General features: G+C 64.3%; 22 protein-coding genes, 1 tRNA gene and 1 riboswitch. Of the genes, 11 read left to right on the top strand and 12 right to left on the bottom strand.

What is annotated here, in order from left to right; translation table 11 throughout:
- Positions 1-13 precede the first annotated feature (13 nt).
- Positions 14-556: a purine-cytosine permease family protein gene (locus CAPP_RS03170; protein WP_290173246.1), complete on the bottom strand. Its 543-nt coding sequence runs from the start codon at positions 554-556 to the stop codon at positions 14-16.
- A 224-nt stretch (positions 557-780) separates the two neighbouring features.
- A tRNA-Arg gene (locus CAPP_RS03165) sits at positions 781-853 on the bottom strand.
- Positions 854-1,106: 253 nt separating this feature from the next.
- Between CAPP_RS03165 and CAPP_RS03160 the strand changes: the two genes are divergently transcribed.
- The 4 genes from CAPP_RS03160 to panB are packed head-to-tail and all read left to right on the top strand — an operon-like array spanning position 1,107 to position 5,103.
- Positions 1,107-2,297, top strand: a complete 1,191-nt coding sequence (locus CAPP_RS03160) for an ABC transporter substrate-binding protein (protein ID WP_076599741.1) — start codon at positions 1,107-1,109, stop codon at positions 2,295-2,297.
- Between the two features lie 19 nt (positions 2,298-2,316).
- Positions 2,317-3,402, top strand: coding sequence for a FecCD family ABC transporter permease (locus CAPP_RS03155; protein ID WP_084560660.1), 1,086 nt, complete (start codon positions 2,317-2,319; stop codon positions 3,400-3,402).
- Positions 3,403-3,408: 6 nt separating this feature from the next.
- Entirely contained in the window at positions 3,409-4,275 is an 867-nt protein-coding gene (locus tag CAPP_RS03150) for an ABC transporter ATP-binding protein (protein WP_076599742.1), read from the top strand.
- 9 nt (positions 4,276-4,284) lie between these two features.
- On the top strand, positions 4,285-5,103 hold the full coding sequence (gene panB, locus CAPP_RS03145) for a 3-methyl-2-oxobutanoate hydroxymethyltransferase (RefSeq protein ID WP_076599743.1): 819 nt from the start codon (positions 4,285-4,287) through the stop codon (positions 5,101-5,103).
- 3 nt (positions 5,104-5,106) lie between these two features.
- On the opposite strand, the gene panC is transcribed toward panB, so the two are convergent.
- From panC to CAPP_RS03130, 3 genes are read right to left on the bottom strand one after another with little or no spacing between them, the layout of a single operon-like run.
- Positions 5,107-5,904: a pantoate--beta-alanine ligase gene (gene panC / locus CAPP_RS03140; RefSeq protein WP_076599744.1), complete on the bottom strand. Its 798-nt coding sequence runs from the start codon at positions 5,902-5,904 to the stop codon at positions 5,107-5,109.
- Positions 5,888-6,208, bottom strand: coding sequence for a transcriptional regulator (locus CAPP_RS03135; protein ID WP_084560662.1), 321 nt, complete (start codon positions 6,206-6,208; stop codon positions 5,888-5,890). Before CAPP_RS03135 ends, panC begins: the two co-directional genes overlap by 17 nt.
- A complete protein-coding gene (locus CAPP_RS03130; RefSeq protein ID WP_143313921.1) occupies positions 6,205-6,642 on the bottom strand; it encodes a hypothetical protein in 438 nt (145 codons plus the stop codon). Before CAPP_RS03130 ends, CAPP_RS03135 begins: the two co-directional genes overlap by 4 nt.
- A gap of 116 nt (positions 6,643-6,758) precedes the next feature.
- Between CAPP_RS03130 and CAPP_RS03125 the strand changes: the two genes are divergently transcribed.
- A complete protein-coding gene (locus tag CAPP_RS03125; RefSeq protein WP_076599747.1) occupies positions 6,759-7,736 on the top strand; it encodes a DUF1906 domain-containing protein in 978 nt (325 codons plus the stop codon).
- A 133-nt stretch (positions 7,737-7,869) separates the two neighbouring features.
- Here CAPP_RS03125 and CAPP_RS03120 read toward each other — a convergent pair whose 3' ends face one another.
- The 3 genes from CAPP_RS03120 to CAPP_RS03110 form a co-directional block, all read right to left on the bottom strand.
- On the bottom strand, positions 7,870-8,706 hold the full coding sequence (locus tag CAPP_RS03120; RefSeq protein ID WP_076599748.1) for an aldo/keto reductase: 837 nt from the start codon (positions 8,704-8,706) through the stop codon (positions 7,870-7,872).
- On the bottom strand, positions 8,707-9,066 hold the full coding sequence (locus tag CAPP_RS03115; RefSeq protein WP_076599749.1) for an FKBP-type peptidyl-prolyl cis-trans isomerase: 360 nt from the start codon (positions 9,064-9,066) through the stop codon (positions 8,707-8,709). It lies immediately after the preceding gene.
- A 168-nt stretch (positions 9,067-9,234) separates the two neighbouring features.
- Complete coding sequence (locus tag CAPP_RS03110) at positions 9,235-10,530, bottom strand: citrate synthase (protein WP_076599750.1); 1,296 nt, start codon at positions 10,528-10,530, stop codon at positions 9,235-9,237.
- Positions 10,531-10,809: 279 nt separating this feature from the next.
- On the opposite strand from CAPP_RS03110, the gene serC reads away from it, so the two are divergent.
- The 3 genes from serC (at position 10,810) to CAPP_RS03095 (ending at position 14,010) form a co-directional block, all read left to right on the top strand.
- Positions 10,810-11,940 carry a phosphoserine transaminase gene (gene serC, locus CAPP_RS03105; protein WP_076599751.1) on the top strand — a complete coding sequence of 377 codons (1,131 nt, stop codon included), beginning with the start codon at positions 10,810-10,812 and terminating at the stop codon, positions 11,938-11,940.
- Positions 11,941-12,005: 65 nt separating this feature from the next.
- Positions 12,006-13,139, top strand: a complete 1,134-nt coding sequence (sepH, locus tag CAPP_RS03100; protein ID WP_076599752.1) for a septation protein SepH — start codon at positions 12,006-12,008, stop codon at positions 13,137-13,139.
- A gap of 19 nt (positions 13,140-13,158) precedes the next feature.
- Positions 13,159-14,010 (top strand): DUF6928 family protein, encoded by an 852-nt coding sequence (locus CAPP_RS03095; RefSeq protein WP_076599753.1) that lies wholly within the window; start codon positions 13,159-13,161, stop codon positions 14,008-14,010.
- A gap of 3 nt (positions 14,011-14,013) precedes the next feature.
- Here CAPP_RS03095 and CAPP_RS03090 read toward each other — a convergent pair whose 3' ends face one another.
- The 3 genes from CAPP_RS03090 to CAPP_RS03080 all read right to left on the bottom strand — a co-directional run bounded on the left by CAPP_RS03090 (position 14,014) and on the right by CAPP_RS03080 (position 17,158).
- Positions 14,014-14,838 carry a TrmH family RNA methyltransferase gene (locus tag CAPP_RS03090; RefSeq protein WP_076599754.1) on the bottom strand — a complete coding sequence of 275 codons (825 nt, stop codon included), beginning with the start codon at positions 14,836-14,838 and terminating at the stop codon, positions 14,014-14,016.
- 3 nt (positions 14,839-14,841) lie between these two features.
- Entirely contained in the window at positions 14,842-16,296 is a 1,455-nt protein-coding gene (locus CAPP_RS03085) for an NCS2 family permease (protein WP_076599780.1), read from the bottom strand.
- 136 nt (positions 16,297-16,432) lie between these two features.
- Positions 16,433-17,158 (bottom strand): DUF3027 domain-containing protein, encoded by a 726-nt coding sequence (locus CAPP_RS03080; protein ID WP_076599755.1) that lies wholly within the window; start codon positions 17,156-17,158, stop codon positions 16,433-16,435.
- A 39-nt stretch (positions 17,159-17,197) separates the two neighbouring features.
- Between CAPP_RS03080 and CAPP_RS03075 the strand changes: the two genes are divergently transcribed.
- Both CAPP_RS03075 and CAPP_RS03070 read left to right on the top strand, forming a co-directional pair.
- Complete coding sequence (locus CAPP_RS03075; RefSeq protein WP_076599756.1) at positions 17,198-18,004, top strand: glutaminyl-peptide cyclotransferase; 807 nt, start codon at positions 17,198-17,200, stop codon at positions 18,002-18,004.
- A 27-nt stretch (positions 18,005-18,031) separates the two neighbouring features.
- A complete protein-coding gene (locus CAPP_RS03070) occupies positions 18,032-18,565 on the top strand; it encodes a DUF2771 domain-containing protein (RefSeq protein WP_076599757.1) in 534 nt (177 codons plus the stop codon).
- Positions 18,566-18,579: 14 nt separating this feature from the next.
- On the opposite strand, the gene CAPP_RS03065 is transcribed toward CAPP_RS03070, so the two are convergent.
- On the bottom strand, positions 18,580-18,963 hold the full coding sequence (locus tag CAPP_RS03065; protein ID WP_076599758.1) for a cold-shock protein: 384 nt from the start codon (positions 18,961-18,963) through the stop codon (positions 18,580-18,582).
- 327 nt (positions 18,964-19,290) lie between these two features.
- Positions 19,291-19,457: riboswitch (cyclic di-AMP (ydaO/yuaA leader) on the top strand.
- A gap of 13 nt (positions 19,458-19,470) precedes the next feature.
- On the opposite strand from CAPP_RS03065, the gene CAPP_RS03060 reads away from it, so the two are divergent.
- The gene (locus CAPP_RS03060) at positions 19,471-20,151 is read left to right on the top strand and encodes a resuscitation-promoting factor Rpf1 domain-containing protein (protein WP_076599759.1); all 681 of its coding nucleotides are present in this window, start codon (positions 19,471-19,473) and stop codon (positions 20,149-20,151) included.
- Positions 20,152-20,220: the final 69 nt, after the last annotated feature.

Below are 20,220 nucleotides of genomic sequence, written 5' to 3'. Positions count from 1 at the left end.
CCACGCTCCCCTCCTACCGGCGGATGCGGCCCCGGCGCGCAAACCACGCCACAACAAAGGAGAACACGAGCGCGACGAGCACGCCGAGGTTCGCGTCCGCCCAGTGCTCGCCAACCAGTGGTAGGAGGTAGCCCTGCCAGTTGTTCCAAGCGGCTTCTTCGGCGAACAGGTTGGCCACCAGGCCCCAGCCAATCACCGAGGAGACCACCAAGATCCCAATAGAGATCCAGTCGACGGCACCGTAGCGGCCTTCGACGCGATAAAGCGCGGGCTCATCATAATCCTGCGTGCGCGAGTAGATGTCCGCGATGAGGATGCCCGCCCAGCTGGCCAACGGCACCCCGAGCGTGATCAGGAAGGATTGGAACGGCCCGAGGAAGCTTTGCGCGAAGAAAACCACCCAGATGGTGCCGAGGGTGAGAATGACGCCGTCGATCGCGGCGGCCGCGGGGCGCGGGATGTTAATACCCAAAGTCAAAAGCGTCAGGCCCGAGGAGTAGATGCCAAGCACCGCGCCGGAGACCAGCGCGAGCACCGCGGTGATCAAAAACGGCACGAGCACCCAGGTAGGAAGTACCACGGCGAGCGCGCCGATCGGGTCGTCGGCGATCGCCTCCGCCAGCGCCTCGTCGGACGAGGCCCAACCATCACGGTAGAGACCGCCATCAGCACCGAGACCAGGACCAGCGTGAACACCGCGTGCTTTTGTGGTTCACGCCCAAGTTCACCGCCACGTCGCACCCTCGTCCTCACCGGTTGGCACGTCCTGCGTTGTCAAAGCGCCCCAGAGAGGAATCGAACCTCCGACACCGGCTTTAGGAGAGCCGTGCTCTATCCACTGAGCTACTAGGGCAACGAGAAGCTACGTTACCGCACCGCGTTCACGGCATGAAAGAAACGGCCTGAACTGCTCGTACCCCGGCGAAGACGTCCTAGAGCCGCGCCAGCCCCCCCTTGCGTGCAGGAGTTACCCAAAACCCATTGGCCGAGGAAATCGCCCCACAATCCGAATTAGGGCACAATCTTGTTTTCTAATTAGGCATGCCTTACCATGCGAAGGGTTACCTGAAACTAAGCATAGGCTTACTTGTATTGAAAGGTGGATCGTGAAGTTTCCACGCACACTCGCAGCACTGCTGTTTTCGTTCATCGCAGTGCTGGGGCTCGCCGGCTGCTCCTCCGATTCCAGCGGCGGTGACGCCGCAGGTTCCAACGGGGACGAGAAAAATGGTGAGGCAGTTCTGACCGTTACCGACGCGGCGGGCCGCACCGTCGATTTCGACAAACAGCCCGAGCGCATCCTGTTGGCTGAGGGACGCGGCATCTTCGCCACCTCTATCCTGCAGGACAACCCGTTCGACAAGGTCGTGGCGTACGGCGACGACTTCGAAAAGGCGGCGCCTGCGATGCGCGACAAAATCCTGGAGAAATTCCCGGAGGGCAAGGACCTGCCGCAGATCGGTTCCCTTCAGAAGGGCGACGCGACCGTGGAGAACCTACTAGCGCAGAAGCCGGATGTCGTCATGATGACGCTGGACCAGAAGAAGGTCGCCGAGCAGAACGGTTTCTTGTCCGACATGGACGCCGTCGGCCTGAAGTACGTCTTCACCGACTTCCGCCAGGACCCCCTGAACAACACTGAGGTGTCCATGAAGCTCTTCGGCGATATTTTCGGTGCGTCGGACCGCGCGGAGAGCTACAACAAGTTCTGGTCCGAGAAGGCGGGCGACATCACCGACCGCGTCGGCGCGATCACGGAGAAGCCCAAAACCGTGGTGTGGATGGCAGCCGGATTCATGGACTGCTGCACAATCGCAGGCGACGCCAACCTGGGCAAGCTCGTCGACGCGGCAGGCGGCCACAATGTCGGACCGGAGATCCTGGGCACCGACGAAACGGAGATCACGCCGGAGAAGCTCGTCGAGGTCAACCCGGACAAGCTGATCGTCACCGGCGGCGAGTGGGCGCGCGACCCGCAGAAGGCCGACGCATTCAGCCATGTTGAGCTGGGATACCAGGCTGACGAGGCGGCGGCGCGCGAGTCCTTCGGCGGCCCGCTCCACGGCCCGGGCATGGAACAACTGACGGCCCCTAAGGAAGGTGATTTCTTCGCCGTCTACCATCAGTTCTACGACAGCCCGTACAACGTGTTCGCTCTCGAGGCATTCGCCAAGTGGCTCCACCCGGAGGAATTCGGGGACCTAGACCCGGCGAAGGACTTCGAGGACTTCAACGCCGAGTGGATGCCGATCGACTACAGCGGCACCTTCTTCCTCGACGGATACGAAGCCGAATAAGCGATAAGAAAAGAGCTCAGTGACCACACGCGTAGCGCCCGAGACCGACTACGAGAAGGATTCGCCGGACCGTGCGATTGAAAGTTACCGTCGCCGCGGCCGTCGTAAAGCAATCGCGATTGCGCTCCTTGTCCTCGGTGCGATCGCGAGCTTCCTCGTCGCGGTGGTCGTTGGGCCCATCGAGCTTTCGCTCAGCGACGTCTTCCGCGCCGTCTTCTCCCCCGATTCCGTCGACCAGCAGACTGAGACCGTCGTGCGCACCCTCCGCCTCCCGGCGGCGGTGATGGCGGTGCTCGTCGGCGCGTCGCTAGGGCTGTCCGGCGCACAAATGCAGACGATCCTGGACAATCCGCTGGCGGAGCCGTTCACGCTGGGCATTTCGGCTGCGGCGGCGCTCGGCGCGGCAGTGTCCATCGTGATGGGCTGGACCATCATCCTGAATGCGCAGCTCAACCTCGCGCTCACCGCAGCGCTGTCCGCCCTGTTCGCGGTGCTTATCATCGCGGGCGCGGCGATCTGGCGCGGGGCGAGCGCGGAATCGATGATCCTGCTTGGCATCGCCTTGTCCTTCTTCTTCCAGGCGGTCCTTTCGCTGTTGCAGTACGTGGCGAGCAACGAGGCGCTCCAGCAGATCGTGTTCTGGACGATGGGCTCCATGCAGCGCGCGTCCTGGACCGCGAATATCGTGATCGCCATCGTGCTCGCGCTGGCGATCCCCTTCTGCGTGGTCAACTCATGGCGCCTCACCGCGCTGCGCCTCGGCGACGACCGCGCGGCGGCTCTTGGCATCAACGTGCAGCGCCTCCGCGTGACCACCCTCATCGTCGCCTCACTGCTAGCCGCCGCATCCGTCGCATTCACCGGCATCATCGGTTTCATCGGCCTGGTCGGCCCGCACATCGCACGCATGATCGTCGGCGAGGACCAGAAATTCTTCCTCCCCGGCGCGGCCGCGGCCGGCGCCATGCTCATGAGCCTCGCGTACGCCGTGTCGCTGTCGATCATTCCTGGCGTGGCTATTCCGCTGGGTATCATCACCGCCCTTGTCGGCGTACCGTTCTTCGTGTTCCTGATCTTCACCCGCTCGCGCGGAAGGAGTGCTTAAGCCCCCATGGCCATCAGCGCAACGAATCTCACCGTGCGGTACGGCCGCTCGACGATCATCGACGACATGACATTCGGCCCGCTCGACGACGGCAAGATCACCGGCCTCATCGGCCCGAACGGCGCCGGGAAATCGACGCTCGTGAAAACGCTCGCCGGCATCAACAAGCCCTCCGCGGGCAGCGCGGACATCGTCGTCGACGGCCGCACGCTGAGCGCCAAAGAGCGCGTCCAAGCTGTCGGCTACGTACCGCAAGACATGCTCTCGCGCGCAACGCTCACCGCCTTCGAGTCCGTCATGGTCTCCGCGCGCCGCCGCTGCGAAGGCACCAGCAACGCTCTGGAAAGCACGGCGGAGGTCATGCACCGGCTGGGCATCACGAAGCTGTCCGACCGCATGATCTCCGACATGTCCGGCGGACAGCGCCAGCTCGTCGCCGTCGCGCAGATGCTCGTGCGCTCGCCACGCATTATGCTTCTCGACGAGCCCACCTCCGCCCTCGACTTGCGCCACCAGGTGGAACTGCTGCAGATCCTCCAGGACGAAGTCCGCGGCGACGACCGTCAGGCGCTCGTGGCGCTCCACGACCTGAACCTGGCGGCCCGCTTCTGCGACGAGCTGCTGGTGATCAAGGACGGGCACGCGATCGCCAAGGGCACCCCGGCAGAAGTGCTCACCCCCGAGCTCCTCGAGCGCGTCTACGGCATTTCCGCCCGCATCATCAATGATGCCGGCGTGCCGATCGTGTGCCCGGTGCTGCGCCTCCCCCGCCACGAGAACCCGACTGATGCGGGCCCGATGGACCCGATCGCGGTGAATGTGGAAGACGCCGATCCCAACGTGATCGACGCCATCACCTCGGCGCGTGCCTAGACTGTCTGCATGACTGGATACCTGGCCCCCACCAAGAAAGTTCGGGTCGCGGACCTGAAGCAGAAGAAACTCGACGGCGAGAAATGGGCGATGCTCACCGCCTACGATTACTCCACCGCCCGCGTCTTCGCGGAGGCCGGCATCGAGTGCATGCTCGTCGGAGACTCCGCCGCCAATGTCTTCTACGGCTACGACACGACCAACCAGGTATCCGTCGACGAAATGACCTACCTCGCCGCCGCCGTCGTGCGCGGAGCCGGCAACGCGCTTGTCGTGGCCGACCTCCCCTTCGGCAGCTATGAAGCTTCCGACGAGCAAGCCGTGCGCACCGCAACTGAAATGATCCGCCGCAGCGGCGCCCACATGGTCAAGCTCGAGGGCGGTGTCCGCATCGCCCCGCGCATCGAAGCCCTCAAGAACGCTGGTCTCGCCGTGTGCGCCCACGTGGGCTTCACCCCGCAGTCCGTGGACAACTTGAGCGGATTCAAGGTCCAGGGCCGGGATGATAACGCCGACCAGCTCTGGGCAGACACCAACGCGGTCGTCGAGGCGGGCGCGGACATGGTCGTCTTTGAAATGGTCCCGGCCGAGCTGGCCAAGGAGATCACCGCGAACTGCCCGGTCCCCACGATCGGCATCGGGGCCGGCCCAGACACGGACGCCCAGGTGCTGGTGTGGCACGACATGGCCGATTTCCCCGCCGGTGGCCACCGCGCGCGTTTCGTCCGCCAATTCGGTGCGGTCGGCGAGGCACTCGGCGCAGCTGCCGCAGATTACAAGCGCGCCGTCCACGAGGGCAAATTCCCCGCGGACGAGCACACCTTCTAGGGCTTAGACCTGGATTTCCGCATTGTCTATCAGACGGGTCTGCCCCACCTTCGCGGCGACGAGCAGGCGTGCCGGGCCGGTGTAGCCCTCGGGAAGCTCCTCGAGCTCCGGCGTGGTCACGGCGAGATAGTCGAGATCAATGCCGTCGGCGGCCTTGAGCTCGGCCAGGGCTGCGTCATAGCTGCCCGTCTTAAGCGCGCGCGACAAGGTCAGCGCGGTTTGGTGTTCAGCTTCGCTCAGGTAACGGTTGCGCGACGAGAGCGCCAGGCCGCTGTCCTCGCGGATGATCGGGCAGCCGTGCACACGCACCGGCAGGTGAAGGTCTTCGACCATCTGGCGGATCAGAGCCAGCTGCTGGTAGTCCTTCTCGCCGAAGAACGCGTCGGTCGCACCGGTCAGGCAGAACAGTTTGGCCACCACGGTGAGTACACCGGCGAAATGCGTCGGGCGAGTCTTTCCCTCCAGGATGGCACCCAAAGGTCCGGGGTGAATGGTGGTGCGGGGGCCATGAGGGTACATCGTCGATACGCTCGGCGCGAAGACCGCGTCGACGCCTTCCGCCTCGAGCTTCGCGATGTCCTCATCCAGCGTGCGCGGATAGGCATCTAAGTCCTCGCCCGGCGCGAACTGTAGAGGGTTGACGAAGATGCTCACCACCACCGGGTTGCCCAGCTTCTGGGCCTTACGGACGAGCGAGATGTGGCCGCTGTGCAGGGCACCCATGGTGGGGGCGAGGGAGACCCCGGGGGCGTCGATAAGCGCTTGCTTCAGCTCCTGCGGAGTCCTAGTCAGTATCGTCATGCGGCTCAGCGTATCGGTTGAGCGCGTCGAGGTGGCCTTCGAGGGCCCTTTCCCCTGCCCTGGTGAGCGTCACCCACACGGTGTCCTTCGCACGTGTTGACCCGTATTCACGGAACCTGGAGACGTAGCCGTGCTCCTCTAAGACGCTGAGCTGCTTGGACAAGGTCGCGTCCGACAGATCAGTGATATCCCGCAGCCGCGAGAACTTCATTTCGCGGCGCGTCGTGCCTTCCGTCGCACCTCCAGCGCGCAGTGCCGCGCAGATCTTCAGCCGGTTGAGGGGATGAATGACTGGATCGATCAATGGAACTTCCTCCACGTCAGGCCGTAGCCCGTAATCATCGCTGCGGCGGCAATGATTCCCACGACGATGCCGACCGCCGTGTTCCCGTCCGGGTAGTGGTCGGCATAGACCTGCATCCCGATATACGCGATCGTGTAGAGCACTAAGAACGACAGGAACCGCTTCCAGCTCCACGAATTCTCTTCTTGCTGCACGTCCTGCTTCATCGCAGTGCGGACAGTCCGCTTGCTGCCAAAATCAAGCACGATCATGAAAACTAGCGAAACGAGAAGGACGAGCAGCCCCCACACATGACCGGCGAGCATGAGGCCGATGCCGAGACCGAAAGTCAGCCCGGCGGCAGTGACCATGCCCCACGGGACCGGCAGCTGCGCGGCGCGCGCCTCGATGTCGCGGACGGCCGCTAGCGATTCATTCACCTCTGTCACATTCATGGCATGCCCCTTGTTTTCCACATAGGAAAGCATGACACTTTCCGGACTGGAAAACAAGTGTAAAATCGAGCTTTCGGCGTTTGCGCTGGCCACTTGTTATTCATGTTGCTAATGTTTTGCTTGTGACTACTAACGCTTTCTCCCGCCGCCGTTTCCTGGGCCGCGCCTCCGCCCTCGCCCTCCTCGGCGCGGCCGGTGCCGCCGGAGTCTCCCGCCTCCCGTCCGCCGACGCCCAGAACCGTAAACCCATCGGCACCGTCCTCGACTACGCTGGCGGCATTCCCTCTGGTCGCGCCGTCAAGGCCGCTGGCCACATGGGTGCGGTCCGCTACGTCTCCCAGCCCCGCCCCGACTCCGTGAGCTGGATGAAGGCGAAGCCGGTACGTCTCTCTGAGACCCACGACTTCGCCGCCAACGGCCTGTTCACCGCCTCTGTGTACCAGTACGGCCGCGCCCAGACCGCCGACTGGCTGCCTGGCGCCGCCGGCGCCGCGGTCCACGCCCCGCAGGCGATCCAGCTCCACCGCGCGGCCGGCGGCCCGAACGGCAAACCGATCTACGTCGCCATCGACGACAACCCGACGCGAACGCAGTACACCAACCAGATCCGCCCGTACCTGCGTGCGTTCCAGACGGCGCTGTCCGCATCAGGGCTGAAGACCGGCGTGTACGGCAACTACAACGTCATCCAGTGGTGCATCGAGGACGGCATCGGCTCGTACTTCTGGCAGCACGACTGGGGCTCGGGCGGAAAGCTCCACCCGCGGGCGAATATTCACCAGAAGGCCAAGTGGCAGAAGCACATCGAGGGCCACCTGTGCGACATCAACAACGTCTACACCGCAGACTGGGGCCAGTGGCAGCCCGGCCGCGCAAGCACTCCTGCCCCGGCGCCGGCGGCACCGGCGAAGCCCCAGCCAGCTCCGGCCCAGCAGGCACCGGCCTACCGCATCCCGGAGAACTCCTCGGTGCCGGACTTTTCCTCCAACCCCACCCCGCAGGGCGTGTCGTCGGAGGCGCAGAACTTCGCCCGCAATCTCAAGCCGGAGGACATCAGGAACGCCGCGGAATTCGCGCGCCAGTTCATCAACTAGTCGGTGACGGCAGAGGCGAAAGTCAAACCCAGCTATCTGGATCCAGCTATTCGGCCGTGAAAACGCGATTAGCTGGATCCAAGTAGCTGGGTTTGTGGGGCAGACGGGGGCAGACGCAGCTGTCTGCGAATGCCTAACCCGGGAACTCGCGCGGATCCTTGGACTGACGGTGACCCTGCACCTGATCGAGGCGCGCGACCTCTCCGTCGCTCAGCGCGACGTCGAGGGCGCCGAAGTTCTCCACCAGGCGCTCCGGGTTAGCGGTCTTCGGGATGACAGAGATGCCGTGCGCCAAAAGGTGTGCCAGGGCGACCTGGCCCGGGGTGGCGTCGTGAGCCTCGGCGATCTCTGTGATCGCGAGCTCGGAGAGGATCTCTCCCCTGCCCAGCGGCGCCCACGCCTCGGTGAGGATTCCGTGCTTCGCGTGGTACTCGCGGAGCTCAGGCTGGGTGAAACCGGTGTGCAGCTCCACCTGATTCACTGCCGGGGAGATGCCGGTTGCGTCGATGATCTCGTCGAGGGCCTCCTCGTAGAAATTAGCGACACCGACAGAGATGAGGTCGCCGCGGTCGCGAACCTCGATCAGCGCGCGGTAAGCATCGACGAACGTGCCGTTCTGCGGCCACGGCCAGTGCACCATGAACAGGTCCAGGTACTCCAAGCCCAGGCGTGTCAGCGATTCGCCGAAGGCCTCGGCGGCGCGGAACTGGTCGTCGTTCCACACCTTCGAGGTGACAAAGAGGTCCTCGCGGGTGACGTCACCGGCGCGGATAGCGTCGTTAAGCGCTTGCCCCACGGCTTCCTCGTTGCCGTACAAGGAAGCGGTGTCGATGTGGCGGTAGCCGAGCTCGATCGCGCGGCGGATCAGCGCGACCGTGTCGGACGCGGGGCCGTCGAGCTTGTACGTGCCCAGGCCGAGGCGCGGCATGGTGGCGCCGCTACTCAGTTCAAAGACACCAGCGGCCGCCATTTAGTTCGCCTCGAGCAGGTCGATGATGAACACGAGGGTGCGGCCGGACAGCGGGTGCCCACCGCCGGCCGGACCGTAGGCTTTCTCCGGCGGAATGGTCAGCTGGCGGCGGCCACCGACCTTCATGCCCGGAATGCCCTCCTGCCAGCCCTCAATGAGGCCCGCGAGCGGGAACTCGGCTGCCTCGCCGCGGTCCCAGGAGCTGTCGAACTCCTCGCCGGTCTGGTAATCAAAGCCCAAGTAGTGGACCTTGACCATGCCGCCTGCCTGCGCCTCGTCTCCCTCGCCGACGACGATGTCTTCGATCACGAGGTCAGTGGGGGCCGGCGCATTGGGTACGTCGATGGTCGGCTTGTCCATAATAGATTCTCCTTGACATTCGGTGTCGCACGCACGGATGTCCTGTCATTCCATGCGAAAGCGCGACCCCGTCGAAAAGATTACCGGGCCATTATAGGCGCGGTTTCTCCGATCAGCGGAATCGCGCAAGGTTTTGGGCGGCTTTGTTTCAACCACCCGGAAAGCGTGTTAACGCTGGTCGCGCGGGATGAACTCGCGCTGGGTCTCGCCGGTGTAAATCTGGCGCGGACGGTTGATCTTAGAGTTCATCGCGAGCTGCTCGCGGTAGTGGGCGATCCAGCCCGGCAGGCGGCCGATAGCGAACAGGACGGTGAAGAAGTCCGTCGGGAAGCCCATAGCGCGGTAGATCAGGCCGGTGTAGAAATCCACGTTCGGGTACAGCTTGCGCTCGATAAAGTAATCGTCGTTGAGGGCGATCTCCTCGAGCTCCATCGCCAGGTCGAGCAGGCTGTCGCCGCCGAGGTGTTCCAGCACCTCGTGAGCGGATTCCTTCACGATCGCCGCGCGCGGGTCGTAATTCTTGTACACGCGGTGACCGAAGCCCATGAGGCGGACGCCCTTTTCCTTGTTCTTCACGCGGTTCATGAAGTCGGAAGCGTCGCCGCCGTTGTTGTTCTGGATGTCCTCGAGCATCTCCAGCACTGCCTGGTTGGCGCCGCCGTGCAGCGGGCCGGCCAGGGCGTTGATGCCGCCGGCGATGGAGACGAACATATTCGCCTGCGCGGAGCCGATCATGCGGACGGTGGAGGTGGAGCAGTTCTGCTCGTGGTCGGCGTGCAGGATGAGCAGCTTGTCCAGGGCCTTGACCACGACCGGGTCGACCTCGTACGGCTCGGTCGGGTAACCGAACATCATGCGCAGGAAGTTCTCGCGCGGGTTCAGCGCGTTATTCGGGTACATGTACGGCTTGCCTTGAGAAGCGCGGTACGCGTACGCCGCCAGCATCGGCACCTTCGCCATCAGGCGGACGGTGGCCTTGTCCAGCTGCTCCTCGTTCAGCGGGTCCAGCTGGTCCTGGTAGTAAGCGGAGAGAATGTTCACCGAAGACGCGAGAACAGCCATCGGGTGCGCGTCACGCGGGAAGACGTTGAACGCGGCCTTGAAGTCCTCGTCCAGCAGGGTGTGGTGGCGGATCTCGGAGTTGAACTTTTCCAGCTCGTCCGGCGTGGGCAGCTCACCGTTGATAAGCAGGTAGGAGACCTCGTTGAAGGTGGCCTTATTGGCCAGGTCGGCGATGTCGTAACCGCGGTAACGCAGAATGCCCGCCTCGCCGTCGATGTAGGTGATCTTGGACTCGGTCGAACCGGTGGAGACATACCCCGGATCGAAGGTGACCAGGCCGGTCTCGCCTAGGAGGTTGCCTAGGACGAAGCCGTCGTTGCCCTCGGTGGCACGGATGAAATCCATCTCGTACTCGCCGCCGGGGTAATGCAGTACCGCTTTGTCCTGATTCTCAGAAGCCACAGTGAACCTTTCACAGAGTCGTTGGGCGGCGCATGTTTAGTCCAGCCTCGACCTCCGTAAACCGCGGAAGCTGGCTGCACACATAAGCATGCACCGAAATTGACATGAGACAACTCTATCAGCAGATGTGACTACCGCGACACTGTTTCCCCCAGCCACGACTTGCCACACCAATGACCCCGCGAATCTCCGCTGCATAATTCCACATGATGGACACGCTGTTTCAGTTAAGGTGAACGAAATACGAAATCATCGAAGCGACAGTTAAGAGGGACACCCATGACCGACTACCCAGCACTTCCCGCACAGTTCGCGCCCGGCGACGGCCGTTTCGGCTGCGGCCCGTCGAAGGTCCGCCCCTCCCAGATCGAGGCGCTGACCAAGGGCGCTCTGTCTGTCATGGGCACGTCCCACCGCCAGCCGGAGGTCAAGAACTTAGTCGGCCACGTCCGCGATGGTCTGGCCGAGTTGTTCTCCCTGCCGGACGGCTACGAGATCGTCCTCTCGCTCGGCGGTGCGACCGCGTTCTGGGATGCCGCAACATTCGGCCTCATTGAGAAGAAGTCCGCGCATCTGACCTACGGCGAGTTCTCCTCCAAATTCGCGAAGGCCTCCAAGCTGGCTCCGTGGCTCGAAGAGCCGGCTGTCGTCGAGTCGGAGCCGGGCACCGCGCCGGAACCGAGCGAACTGGACGGCACCGACGCCGATGTCGTCGCATGGGCCCACAATGAGACCTCGACCGGCACGATGGTGCCCGTCACCCGCCCGGACACCGACGCGCTCGTGCTTATCGACGCAACGTCCGGCGCCGGTGGCCTCCCCGTCGACATTGCGCAGACTGATGCTTATTACTTCTCCCCGCAGAAGTCCTTCGCGTCCGACGGCGGCCTGTGGCTGGCTGCGATGAGCCCGGCGGCGATCGAGCGCATCGCGAAGATCAAGGAGTCCGGCCGCTTCATCCCGGCGTTCTTGGACCTGCAGACGGCCGTGGACAATTCCCGCAAGAATCAGACCTACAACACCCCTGCTGTGGGCACGCTGCTCATGCTCGCCGACCAGGTGAAGTGGATGAACGACAACGGCGGCCTGGACGGCATGGTCAAGCGCACCCGCGCCAACTCCGAGGCCCTGTACTCCTGGGCGGAAAACCACGCGCACGCCACCCCATTCGTCACAGACGCCGAGAATCGCTCTTACGTGGTGGGCACGATCGATTTCGACGATTCCATCGATGCCGCCGAGCTGGCGAAGGTGCTGCGCGCGAACGGCATCATCGACACGGAGCCGTATCGCAAGCTGGGCCGCAACCAGTTGCGGATCGGCATGTTCCCGGCGATCGACACCGATGACGTGACCAAGCTGACTGGCGCGATCGACTTCTTGCTCGGCCAGGGCGTCGGCGCGAAGTAACCGGGTTCAGGGTCTTTCATCGGTTAAGGTGGGTCAATGAATGACACCGGTGTAAGGAGTTGGGGATGCGCGAGCTCTTTGTAGTTGCAGAAGAATCGACGGACACCGTCTGGGTGCTGCGCACCGAGGACGGCGAGCGGTTCCGCATCCCCCGCGCCGATCTCCGCGAGGTCGGCGAGCCGGATCCGGTCCTGTTCGATGCCGAACGCGATTACAGCGAAACCAGCGCCGAGGCCGATTTCACCGACGCCTTCGATAATTCCGGTGACGAGTACGAGCTCGTCGACGCAGAGCTTGTCGACGAACCGTCGCGCCCCACCTTCACCGTTTACTCCGGCGACGAGCCCGACGACCCTGAGGACTCCGAGGAGACCCCTCCCGCCCCCGAACCAGCTGAAGAGCCCGTCGTCGAAGAGCCAGCACAAGAGCCTGCTGACGAGCCCGCACACGAACCAGAAGAGGAACTCGTCCGTTCGCCGGTGGAACCCGATCCCCTGTTCGCCACTCCTCTGTCACTGCGCCCGAACGAGATCCAGGCGCGCATCCGCGCGGGCGCGGACGCCACCGCGCTCGCCGAGGAAATGGGCGTGGCCGAAAGCCGCATCGAGCCGTACGCCCACCCGGTACTGCTGGAGCGCGCGCAGGTGGCGGAGGCCGCCAAGCAATCCCACCCCATACGGGACGACGGCACTGCGCCGGACACGCTCTTCGAGGTCTTGGCCCTCGCCTTCGCCACACGCGGACACGCCCTGTCCGAGGCGCGCTGGGACGCGGTGCGCGAGGCGGGCGAACCGTGGGTCGTGCGCGTGACATGGCAGGCGGGCCTGCAGGAGCACAGCGCGGAGTGGTTCTTCCGCCGCTCCATGGGCAGCCCGGCCACCACTGAACCGCGCGACCCGGTCGCGGCAGACCTCATCGACCCGTCCTTCGCGCAGCCGGTGCGCTCCCTCAGCGCGCACAACAGCTACGCGCCGGGGCCGGATTACGCGGAAGAAGAATCGTACCCTCAAGACGATATTCCGGCCGGCGAGGACAACCTGTCCGTCACCCAAACCCAGCCGAACGACTTCGCGGAGGGTGACTTCCTCCAAAACCCGGAGCCGGAGGAGAAGCCGCAGAAGCGCCGTCGCAAGGCCGTCACCCCGCACTGGGAAGATGTCCTTTTAGGCGTGCGCACCAACACCAAACGCCCGAAGTAGAGCTGAGTAGGAACGCGCGATGAGCTACCCCGCAGCGGTGACATTCTGGTACGCCGGCACCGCCAATCCTGCGGCGGTGCTGGAGGCTGAGCCGAAGGCCGACCGCGGTTTCGGCCGCAAGCTTCTTTCCCAGCTCAACCCGCGCTGGCCGATCACGCCGATCGGGCAGTTTCCGCTGAACCGTTCCACGAAGGCGTCGCGCGCCGAGTTCTATATCGCCGGCTACCCAGGAGTTGCTGTGCTGCAGACTTTCGTCGAGGACTGCGGGAAGCTCTCGGAGATTTCCCCCGATCTGCGCGACGCCGTGCCGGCGGATAACGTGTTCGTCTTCGCCGAGGGCGTCGGCGACGGTGCCAGTTACGGCGGTTTCGCGCATTTCGACGGCGGTACCGTCACCCGCAGCCTGTGCGCCACGCGCACCGCGCTGATGGAGGACCTCGGCCTGCCCGAGCCGTTCGAAGCACCTTTCTGGGCCGGCGAGCGCGCCGAGCAGATCGGCGGCATCTCTCTGCCCTTCGAGCCGGTGGATCTCATGCACGCGGCGGAAACCGCATGGCTCGGGGTGGATGTCTCGCCGAACGGCCCCGATATCAATGTCGTGGGCTACGCCGTCGACGGACGCCCGGAGCCGAAAGTCGAACCGCCGAAACCGGAGACAAAGGATGTTGCGGAGGTCGCTGCGAAATTCGCCAGCCCGAATGCGGATTACGACGACTACGAGGAGATCACCGGCGACGAACAGGGCGGGGAATTCGCTCAATTCGCCGAGGCTTCAGCCGCGGCGGCGCGCCGCGTCGGACGCGAACTGACCCGCCGCTGGCGCGACCTGAAGGACGCCGTGGTGGAGCGGATCCGCCACTCGGACCGCTAGAAGCTAGCGCGAGAAAGACCGGTCCCGTTCGTAGAACGCGATCGCGGCGGAGGTGGCCACATTCAGAGAATCCGTGCCGTTCGCCATGGGGATGCGGGCGCGGATATCGGTGGCGCGCATGGCGTGCTCCGTGAGCCCGGGGCCTTCTCCGCCGACGAGGAGGGCGATTTTCTCGTAGGGGGCGCCGGAAGCGTCGATAAGCGCGTCGGCGAGATGCTCGGCCTTGTCGTCGGGCGTGAGCGACACCAGGTGGAAGCCTGCCTCGCGCAGCTGCTCAAGCGAGCGCTGCCAGGTGGTCACGGTGCCGTCGAGATGTGCGAACGGCAGACGCAGGACGTGCCCCATGGACACGCGCACGCTGCGGCGGTACAGCGGATCCGCCGTGCCCGCGCCGAGTAGCACGCCGTCGACGCCCATGCCCGCGGCGTTGCGGAAAATCGCGCCGATATTCTCGTGGTCGCCGACGCCTTCCAGCACGACGAGGGTGCGGGCGTCGAGGAGCGTATCAACGGCGCGTTCCGGCGCCTTACCCGCCACCGCGATCAGCCCGCGGTGCATGTCGTAGCCGGCGACCTCGGCGAGCAGCTCGCGGGTGACGGCGTAAACGGGGACGTCGACAGGCGGGAAGCCCTCCTCTTCGCGTTGGGCGAAGAACGTGTCGAGCTTCTTCTCGAACCCGACGACGCAGCGCAGCGGGTAGCGCGAATCGATCACGCGCCCCGCCACGATCGGTCCCTCACCGAAAATGAGGCCCTTCGTGTTGTCCATGGTTTTCAGGTCACGGACATCATCCAGCCGCGGATCGGCGGGGTCGGTGATGCGGATCATGGCTTAGGAGACCGCAGACATGATCGGGTCCATGGCGAAGAACACCACGAACAGGGCGGAGATCAGCCACATCAGCCAGTGGACGTCCTTCGCCTTGCCTGCGAATACGGAGAACAGGGCGAACGTGATGAAGCCGATACCGATGCCGTCCGCAATGGAGTACGTGAACGGCATGGCCACGATGGTGAGGAAGGACGGCAGAGCGATGTGGAACTGCGTCCAGTCAATCTCCGTGACTTGCATCATCATGAGAGCTCCGACGATGACCAGGACCGGGGCGGCTGCCTCGATGGGCACGATCTCGTAGAGCGGGGTGAAGAACATCGCAGCGAGGAAGAGCAGGCCGGTGACGATATTGGCCAAGCCGGTGCGTGCGCCGTCGGCGATGCCCGCGGAGGAATCGACGTAGACCGTGGCGGACGACGCGGAGCCCGCGCCGCCGACGATCGCGCCGAAGCCCTCGACGACAAGCGCCTTCTTCATGTCGGGAAGCTCACCCTTCTCGTCGGTCAGGCCGGCCTGGCGGCCGAGCGCTGTCATTGTTCCCATGGCGTCGAAGAAGTTGGCCAGCACCAGGGTGAACACCAGCAGGGACGCGGTGACAACGCCGATATTTGTGAAGGCGCCGACAATGTCGACTGCGCCGACGATGGAGAGGTCCGGAATGCCGCCGAAGGAGTCCGGCAGGCTCGGCACGGCGAGGTTCCAGCCAGTCGGGCCGTTATCCGCCGAGGAACCTGCGCCGGTGACTGCCTCGACGACCAGTGCGATGATCGTGTTGATCACGATGCCGATGAACAGGCCGCCCGGAATCTGGCGTGCCACCATGAAGCCGCAGATGAACAGGCCGAGGACGAACACGAACGTCGGCCAGGAGGCGATCGAACCGTTGATGCCTAGCTGAACCGGAACGGTGGTCATCGCCGCGTCCGGGATGCGGCGGACGAAGCCGGCGTCGACAAAGCCGATCAGCGAGATGAACATGCCGATGCCAACGCCGATCGCAGCCTTCATCGACGGCGGGATCGCGCGGAAGACGGCGGTGCGGAAGCCGGAGATGGCCAGGAGCACGATGATGATGCCGTCGACGACCACGAGGCCCATCGCCTGCGCCCAGGTCAGCCCCTCAGACCCCACCAGCGTGACCGCCACAAGAGTGTTCAGACCCAAGCCGGCGGCGATACCGAACGGGTAATTCGCCACGGCGCCGAACAAGATGCACATGACACCGGCCACCAGAGCCGTCGCCGCGGCTACCTGCGGAATGCCCAGCACGGTGCCGGCGGAGTCCTCGCTCGTGCCCAGGATCAACGGGTTGAGCAGGACGATGTACGCCATGGCGAAGAAGGTGACCACGCCGGCGCGCACCTCGCGTCCGACCGACGAGCCGCGCTCAGTAATATGGAAGAAACGGTCGAGACCGGAGGTTTCCCCTGCCTCTTTCGTCGTCTCGGCCACCTTGGTGGAACCGGACGGATTCGTCGTGTCACTCACTGTGATTCCCCTGACGTTTGCATGTCAATAACGGCAATAGCGTCCCACTGACAGCGCGAAAATCAAAATGACGCGGACAGGGAATCGGGCAGAACGGGAACTAATACAGGGGTTTTTCGTCGTCGAAAAGCGCGCTGCTCGGCGTGGCATCCTCGCTGTCGACCTTGGTCTCGGAGTGGGCTCCGCAGCCGTACACTGCGGAAACGACGTGGCCGTCGGCGGAATACTCGTTGGCGCAAATGCCGAAATTCTTGCCCACGGGCTCGGCCGCAGGAATGTAGAACGCGCAGGTCTTGCACTGCAGCGCAGCTTGGGACGCATGCTCGGAATTGGGGCCGAATTCCCCGCGGCGCCAGCGCTGCTTCGCCGCCTTCAGCCCGGCGGTGGTCAGGTACTGGTTCGTCTCCCGGCCGATGAAGACGACCGCATCCTTGGAGAAGGAATCGTCGGTGAGCCGCTCATCGTCCGGCGCGGGTTCCATGAGGTCGCCCGGGCCGAGGTCGCCTGGGCGGAGACGTTCGGTGTACGGCACCCAGTCCGGGGCTTGCAGCGCATCGCCCGACGGCGCGGGCACGAGCGCGACCTCGTTGACCGTGATGTGGTCGGATCCGGTGGCGCACGCCACGACCGCATTCCACTCCCACCCGGAGTATCCGGACACATTGGCCTTGAAGCGGTGGGTGGCCACGTTCGCGCTCAGGCCGACAACGCCGATGTGGTCGCCGACCTCACCGTGATCGAGCTCGAGCAACGCTTCGCGCGCGGTGTTCACGGCGCGGGCGCCGAGCAGCGGTCCTGCGTTCTTGTCGTTTCTTCTCCGGGGCACGCACCCCATTATGGCTGACGCTGTTGCAAGATAGGCCCTATGGTCGAATTCCCCCACGCCGCCGCGCTGTCGTCGTTGCTGACCGCCGTCGCCCTCCTCGCCGTCGGATGCAGCTCGACCGCGGCGCAACACGAGTCCGCCGGCACGGAGATGCTGACGGTCTCCGTCAAGGAGACGCTCCCCTTCGACGACACGAGCTTCACCCAGGGCCTCGAGGTCGCGCCCGACGGCACGCTCTACGTTGCCACCGGCATGGAGGGCGAGTCGCGCATCTACCGCACCAGCGCACAGGGCGAGGAGCTGGCCAGCGAGGACCTCGAGCCCGACTTCTTCGGTGAAGGCATCACGCGCGTCGGGGACCACCTGTGGCAGCTGACCTGGCAGAACAACACCGCCATCAAGCGCGACGCGGACACGCTCGCCGAGCTCGAGCGCACCTCCTTCGACGGTGAGGGGTGGGGTCTGTGCCACCGCCAAGACGCGAACGAAGTGATCTTCTCCGACGGCACCGCGGAATTGCGCCGCATGGATCCGGACACGCTCACCGAACGCGAGCGCTTCACCGTCACCCGCGGCGGCCAACCGCTCGAGGGCATCAACGAGCTCGAATGCGTCGGCGACGATATTTACGCAAATATTTTCACCACGACGGACATCGTGCGCATCGATGCGGAGACAGGAAGCGTCGAGGCGCTTATCGACGCCTCCGCTGTCCCCAACAACGCCTCCCCCGATCCGAACCACGTTCTCAACGGCATCGCGTTCATCCCGAACAGCGGCAACGAGTTCTACTTGACCGGCAAGCGGTGGCCGGACATGTACCGAGTCACCTTCGAACCGAAGTAGGAACCGCGCCAGTTAGACTGCATAGTCATGGTGGAAAGCAAGGCAGGAACATCCAAGACCGCGTTGACGGTGGCGGCTATCGCCATCGCCGTGATCGCCATTGCCGGCGGCCTCTACTTCTTCTTGAACTGGCAGGAGAACCGCCCCGCCACGCCGCCTGCCGAGATCGAGGTCGCAGCTCACGCCGACGGCGCCGATAAAGAGGACGAGGTGTCCGCCACCCCGTTCAGCGTCTGCGAATTCGGCGCGGAGTGCCCGGAGGGCGACATCGCGCGCGTCAACGCCGACGGCGCGGCGAATATCCGCATCACCGTTCCGGACGAGGTCGCCCAGCAGCAATGGTCGGTGCTGAGCATTTACGACGACCCAGCCGCCAATTCCGAGCGCACCTTCACCCCGGGCGAGGCCACCGAGGTGGACATCCCCGTGACCGCAGACAACGACGGCAACGACACCCACCTTGTCGTCATGGAGGTCTCCACCCTGCTTGTCGGTGCCGACGATAAAGGCGAAGAAACCCCCGTCGTGACCACATGGGCGTTCACGACGGAGGCTAAATAGTAGGCGCGGAGCGCTTAGACGTCGAGCTCCTTCGCGACGGCGCGGAGGATCTCCGCGATCTGGCGGGATTCCTTGCGCTCCGGGTAACGGCCTGCGTCGAGCGCCGGCTGCACCTGCGTCTCCAGCATGGACATCACGTCTGCGAGCATGCTGCCCAGCTCCTCCGGCTTGCGGCGGTGCACCGGGCGGCGGCGCGGCTCGTCGAGCACCCTCACGCGGAGCGCCTGCGGGCCACGGCGGCCAGCGGCGAAATCGAACTCAATTCGCTGCCCCGGGAAGAGCTCGTCGATGCCCTCGGGCAGGACATTCTTGCCCACGTAGACGTCTTCGTCCCCCGGGTTAGAAGCGAAGCCGAAGCCCTTGTCGGCGTCGAACCACTTCACTTTTCCTACTGGCATGCGCGATCACACCCTCGATAATCGAAAGAATTCAAAGGTAACAGTGTAGCGCCACCACTCCCCACCGCCTAGTCCCCCATTCACGACACGCAGACGGCAACGGTTGTGCGACAGGTCACGAAACCAAGATTACCGCAGGTAACCAAGCATAAAACACAACGAGCACTAATCACATTCTTCACACGCATCACAAATCGTGCCGAGAACGTGACTCAATCGTTATAAACGGATACAGTTCTTGCCATGCCCCGAACGCGGGCGTGACCTTTTAACGCTGCCAGCCACGTTCAGTTTTGTCCGGCTGGCATGAAATACGACGCAAGTGCACAAGTACATAGGACAAAAGCGGGGGACCCACCCAGCACAGCGTGAAACGCGCGAGTGCACCGCGGAGCGAGCTCCGCTTGGGGTGAAGCCGCCGTCTGGGCGGCCAGGTGATTCAAACCTCAGCCTGAACCCGACAGCTCACCTCGCAGACGTAGAACAAGAGAGGAAACACACCCCACTATGGGACGTCACAGCAAGCAGAACCGTAACCTGTCCACCAAGGTCGCCGCTGGCGCAACCGCCGCCTTGGCCACCACCGCGCTGATCAGCCCGATCGCCTCCGCTGCCCCGGATTCCGACTGGGACCGTCTCGCACAGTGCGAGGCCGGCGGCAATTGGCACATCAACACCGGTAACGGCTACTACGGCGGCCTGCAGTTCAACGCCGGCACCTGGCGCGCTTACGGCGGCAACGAGTTCGCTCCGCTGCCGCACCAGGCAACCCGTGAGCAGCAGATCGCTGTCGCTGAGCGCACTCTCGCCGGCCAGGGCTGGGGCGCATGGCCGGCATGCTCCGCCCGTCTGGGCCTGAACTCCGCTCCGACCCCGCGCAACGTCTCCGCCAACAAGCCGAAGCCGGCTGCCGCTCCGAAGCCGGCCGCTAAGAAGAGCACCGAGCTCGAGGTCGACGCTGTCTACTCCTCCATCACCCGCGAGCTGAACAACCGCGGCATCGCCGTCCCGGCCAGCGTCACCGCGACCTACAAGGCCAACCGCAACGACTACAACGCGTTCTACGTTGCCAACAAGCCGCTGGTCGACGCTGTCCTCGCCGGCGACACCCAGGCCATCGCCTCCGCCATCCAGTCCAACGTCAACGACTACGTCTCCGATCTGAAGACGCAGTACATCGGCGGCTAATCGCTTTTAGCAGGACGGCAAGAGCGCCCACCCCTCGCGGGGCGGGCGCTCTTTTCCTATGCAGACGCT

It is taken from the genome of Corynebacterium appendicis CIP 107643, assembly GCF_030408415.1.
Taxonomy (GTDB): domain Bacteria; phylum Actinomycetota; class Actinomycetes; order Mycobacteriales; family Mycobacteriaceae; genus Corynebacterium; species Corynebacterium appendicis.
This window is presented reverse-complemented; position numbering and strand designations above follow the sequence as displayed.

Coding starts and splice junctions, on each gene's coding strand:
- panB (WP_076599743.1), top strand. CDS start 4,285: ATGACTGGATACCTGGCCCCCACCAAGAAAGTTCGGGTCGCGGACCTG.
- serC (WP_076599751.1), top strand. CDS start 10,810: ATGACCGACTACCCAGCACTTCCCGCACAGTTCGCGCCCGGCGACGGC.
- panC (WP_076599744.1), bottom strand. CDS start 5,904: ATGACGATACTGACTAGGACTCCGCAGGAGCTGAAGCAAGCGCTTATC.
- CAPP_RS03070 (WP_076599757.1), top strand. CDS start 18,032: ATGGTGGAAAGCAAGGCAGGAACATCCAAGACCGCGTTGACGGTGGCG.
- CAPP_RS03115 (WP_076599749.1), bottom strand. CDS start 9,066: ATGGACAAGCCGACCATCGACGTACCCAATGCGCCGGCCCCCACTGAC.
- CAPP_RS03075 (WP_076599756.1), top strand. CDS start 17,198: ATGGTCGAATTCCCCCACGCCGCCGCGCTGTCGTCGTTGCTGACCGCC.
- CAPP_RS03120 (WP_076599748.1), bottom strand. CDS start 8,706: ATGGCGGCCGCTGGTGTCTTTGAACTGAGTAGCGGCGCCACCATGCCG.
- CAPP_RS03060 (WP_076599759.1), top strand. CDS start 19,471: ATGGGACGTCACAGCAAGCAGAACCGTAACCTGTCCACCAAGGTCGCC.
- CAPP_RS03065 (WP_076599758.1), bottom strand. CDS start 18,963: ATGCCAGTAGGAAAAGTGAAGTGGTTCGACGCCGACAAGGGCTTCGGC.
- CAPP_RS03130 (WP_143313921.1), bottom strand. CDS start 6,642: ATGAATGTGACAGAGGTGAATGAATCGCTAGCGGCCGTCCGCGACATC.
- CAPP_RS03095 (WP_076599753.1), top strand. CDS start 13,159: ATGAGCTACCCCGCAGCGGTGACATTCTGGTACGCCGGCACCGCCAAT.
- sepH (WP_076599752.1), top strand. CDS start 12,006: ATGCGCGAGCTCTTTGTAGTTGCAGAAGAATCGACGGACACCGTCTGG.
- CAPP_RS03150 (WP_076599742.1), top strand. CDS start 3,409: ATGGCCATCAGCGCAACGAATCTCACCGTGCGGTACGGCCGCTCGACG.
- CAPP_RS03090 (WP_076599754.1), bottom strand. CDS start 14,838: ATGATCCGCATCACCGACCCCGCCGATCCGCGGCTGGATGATGTCCGT.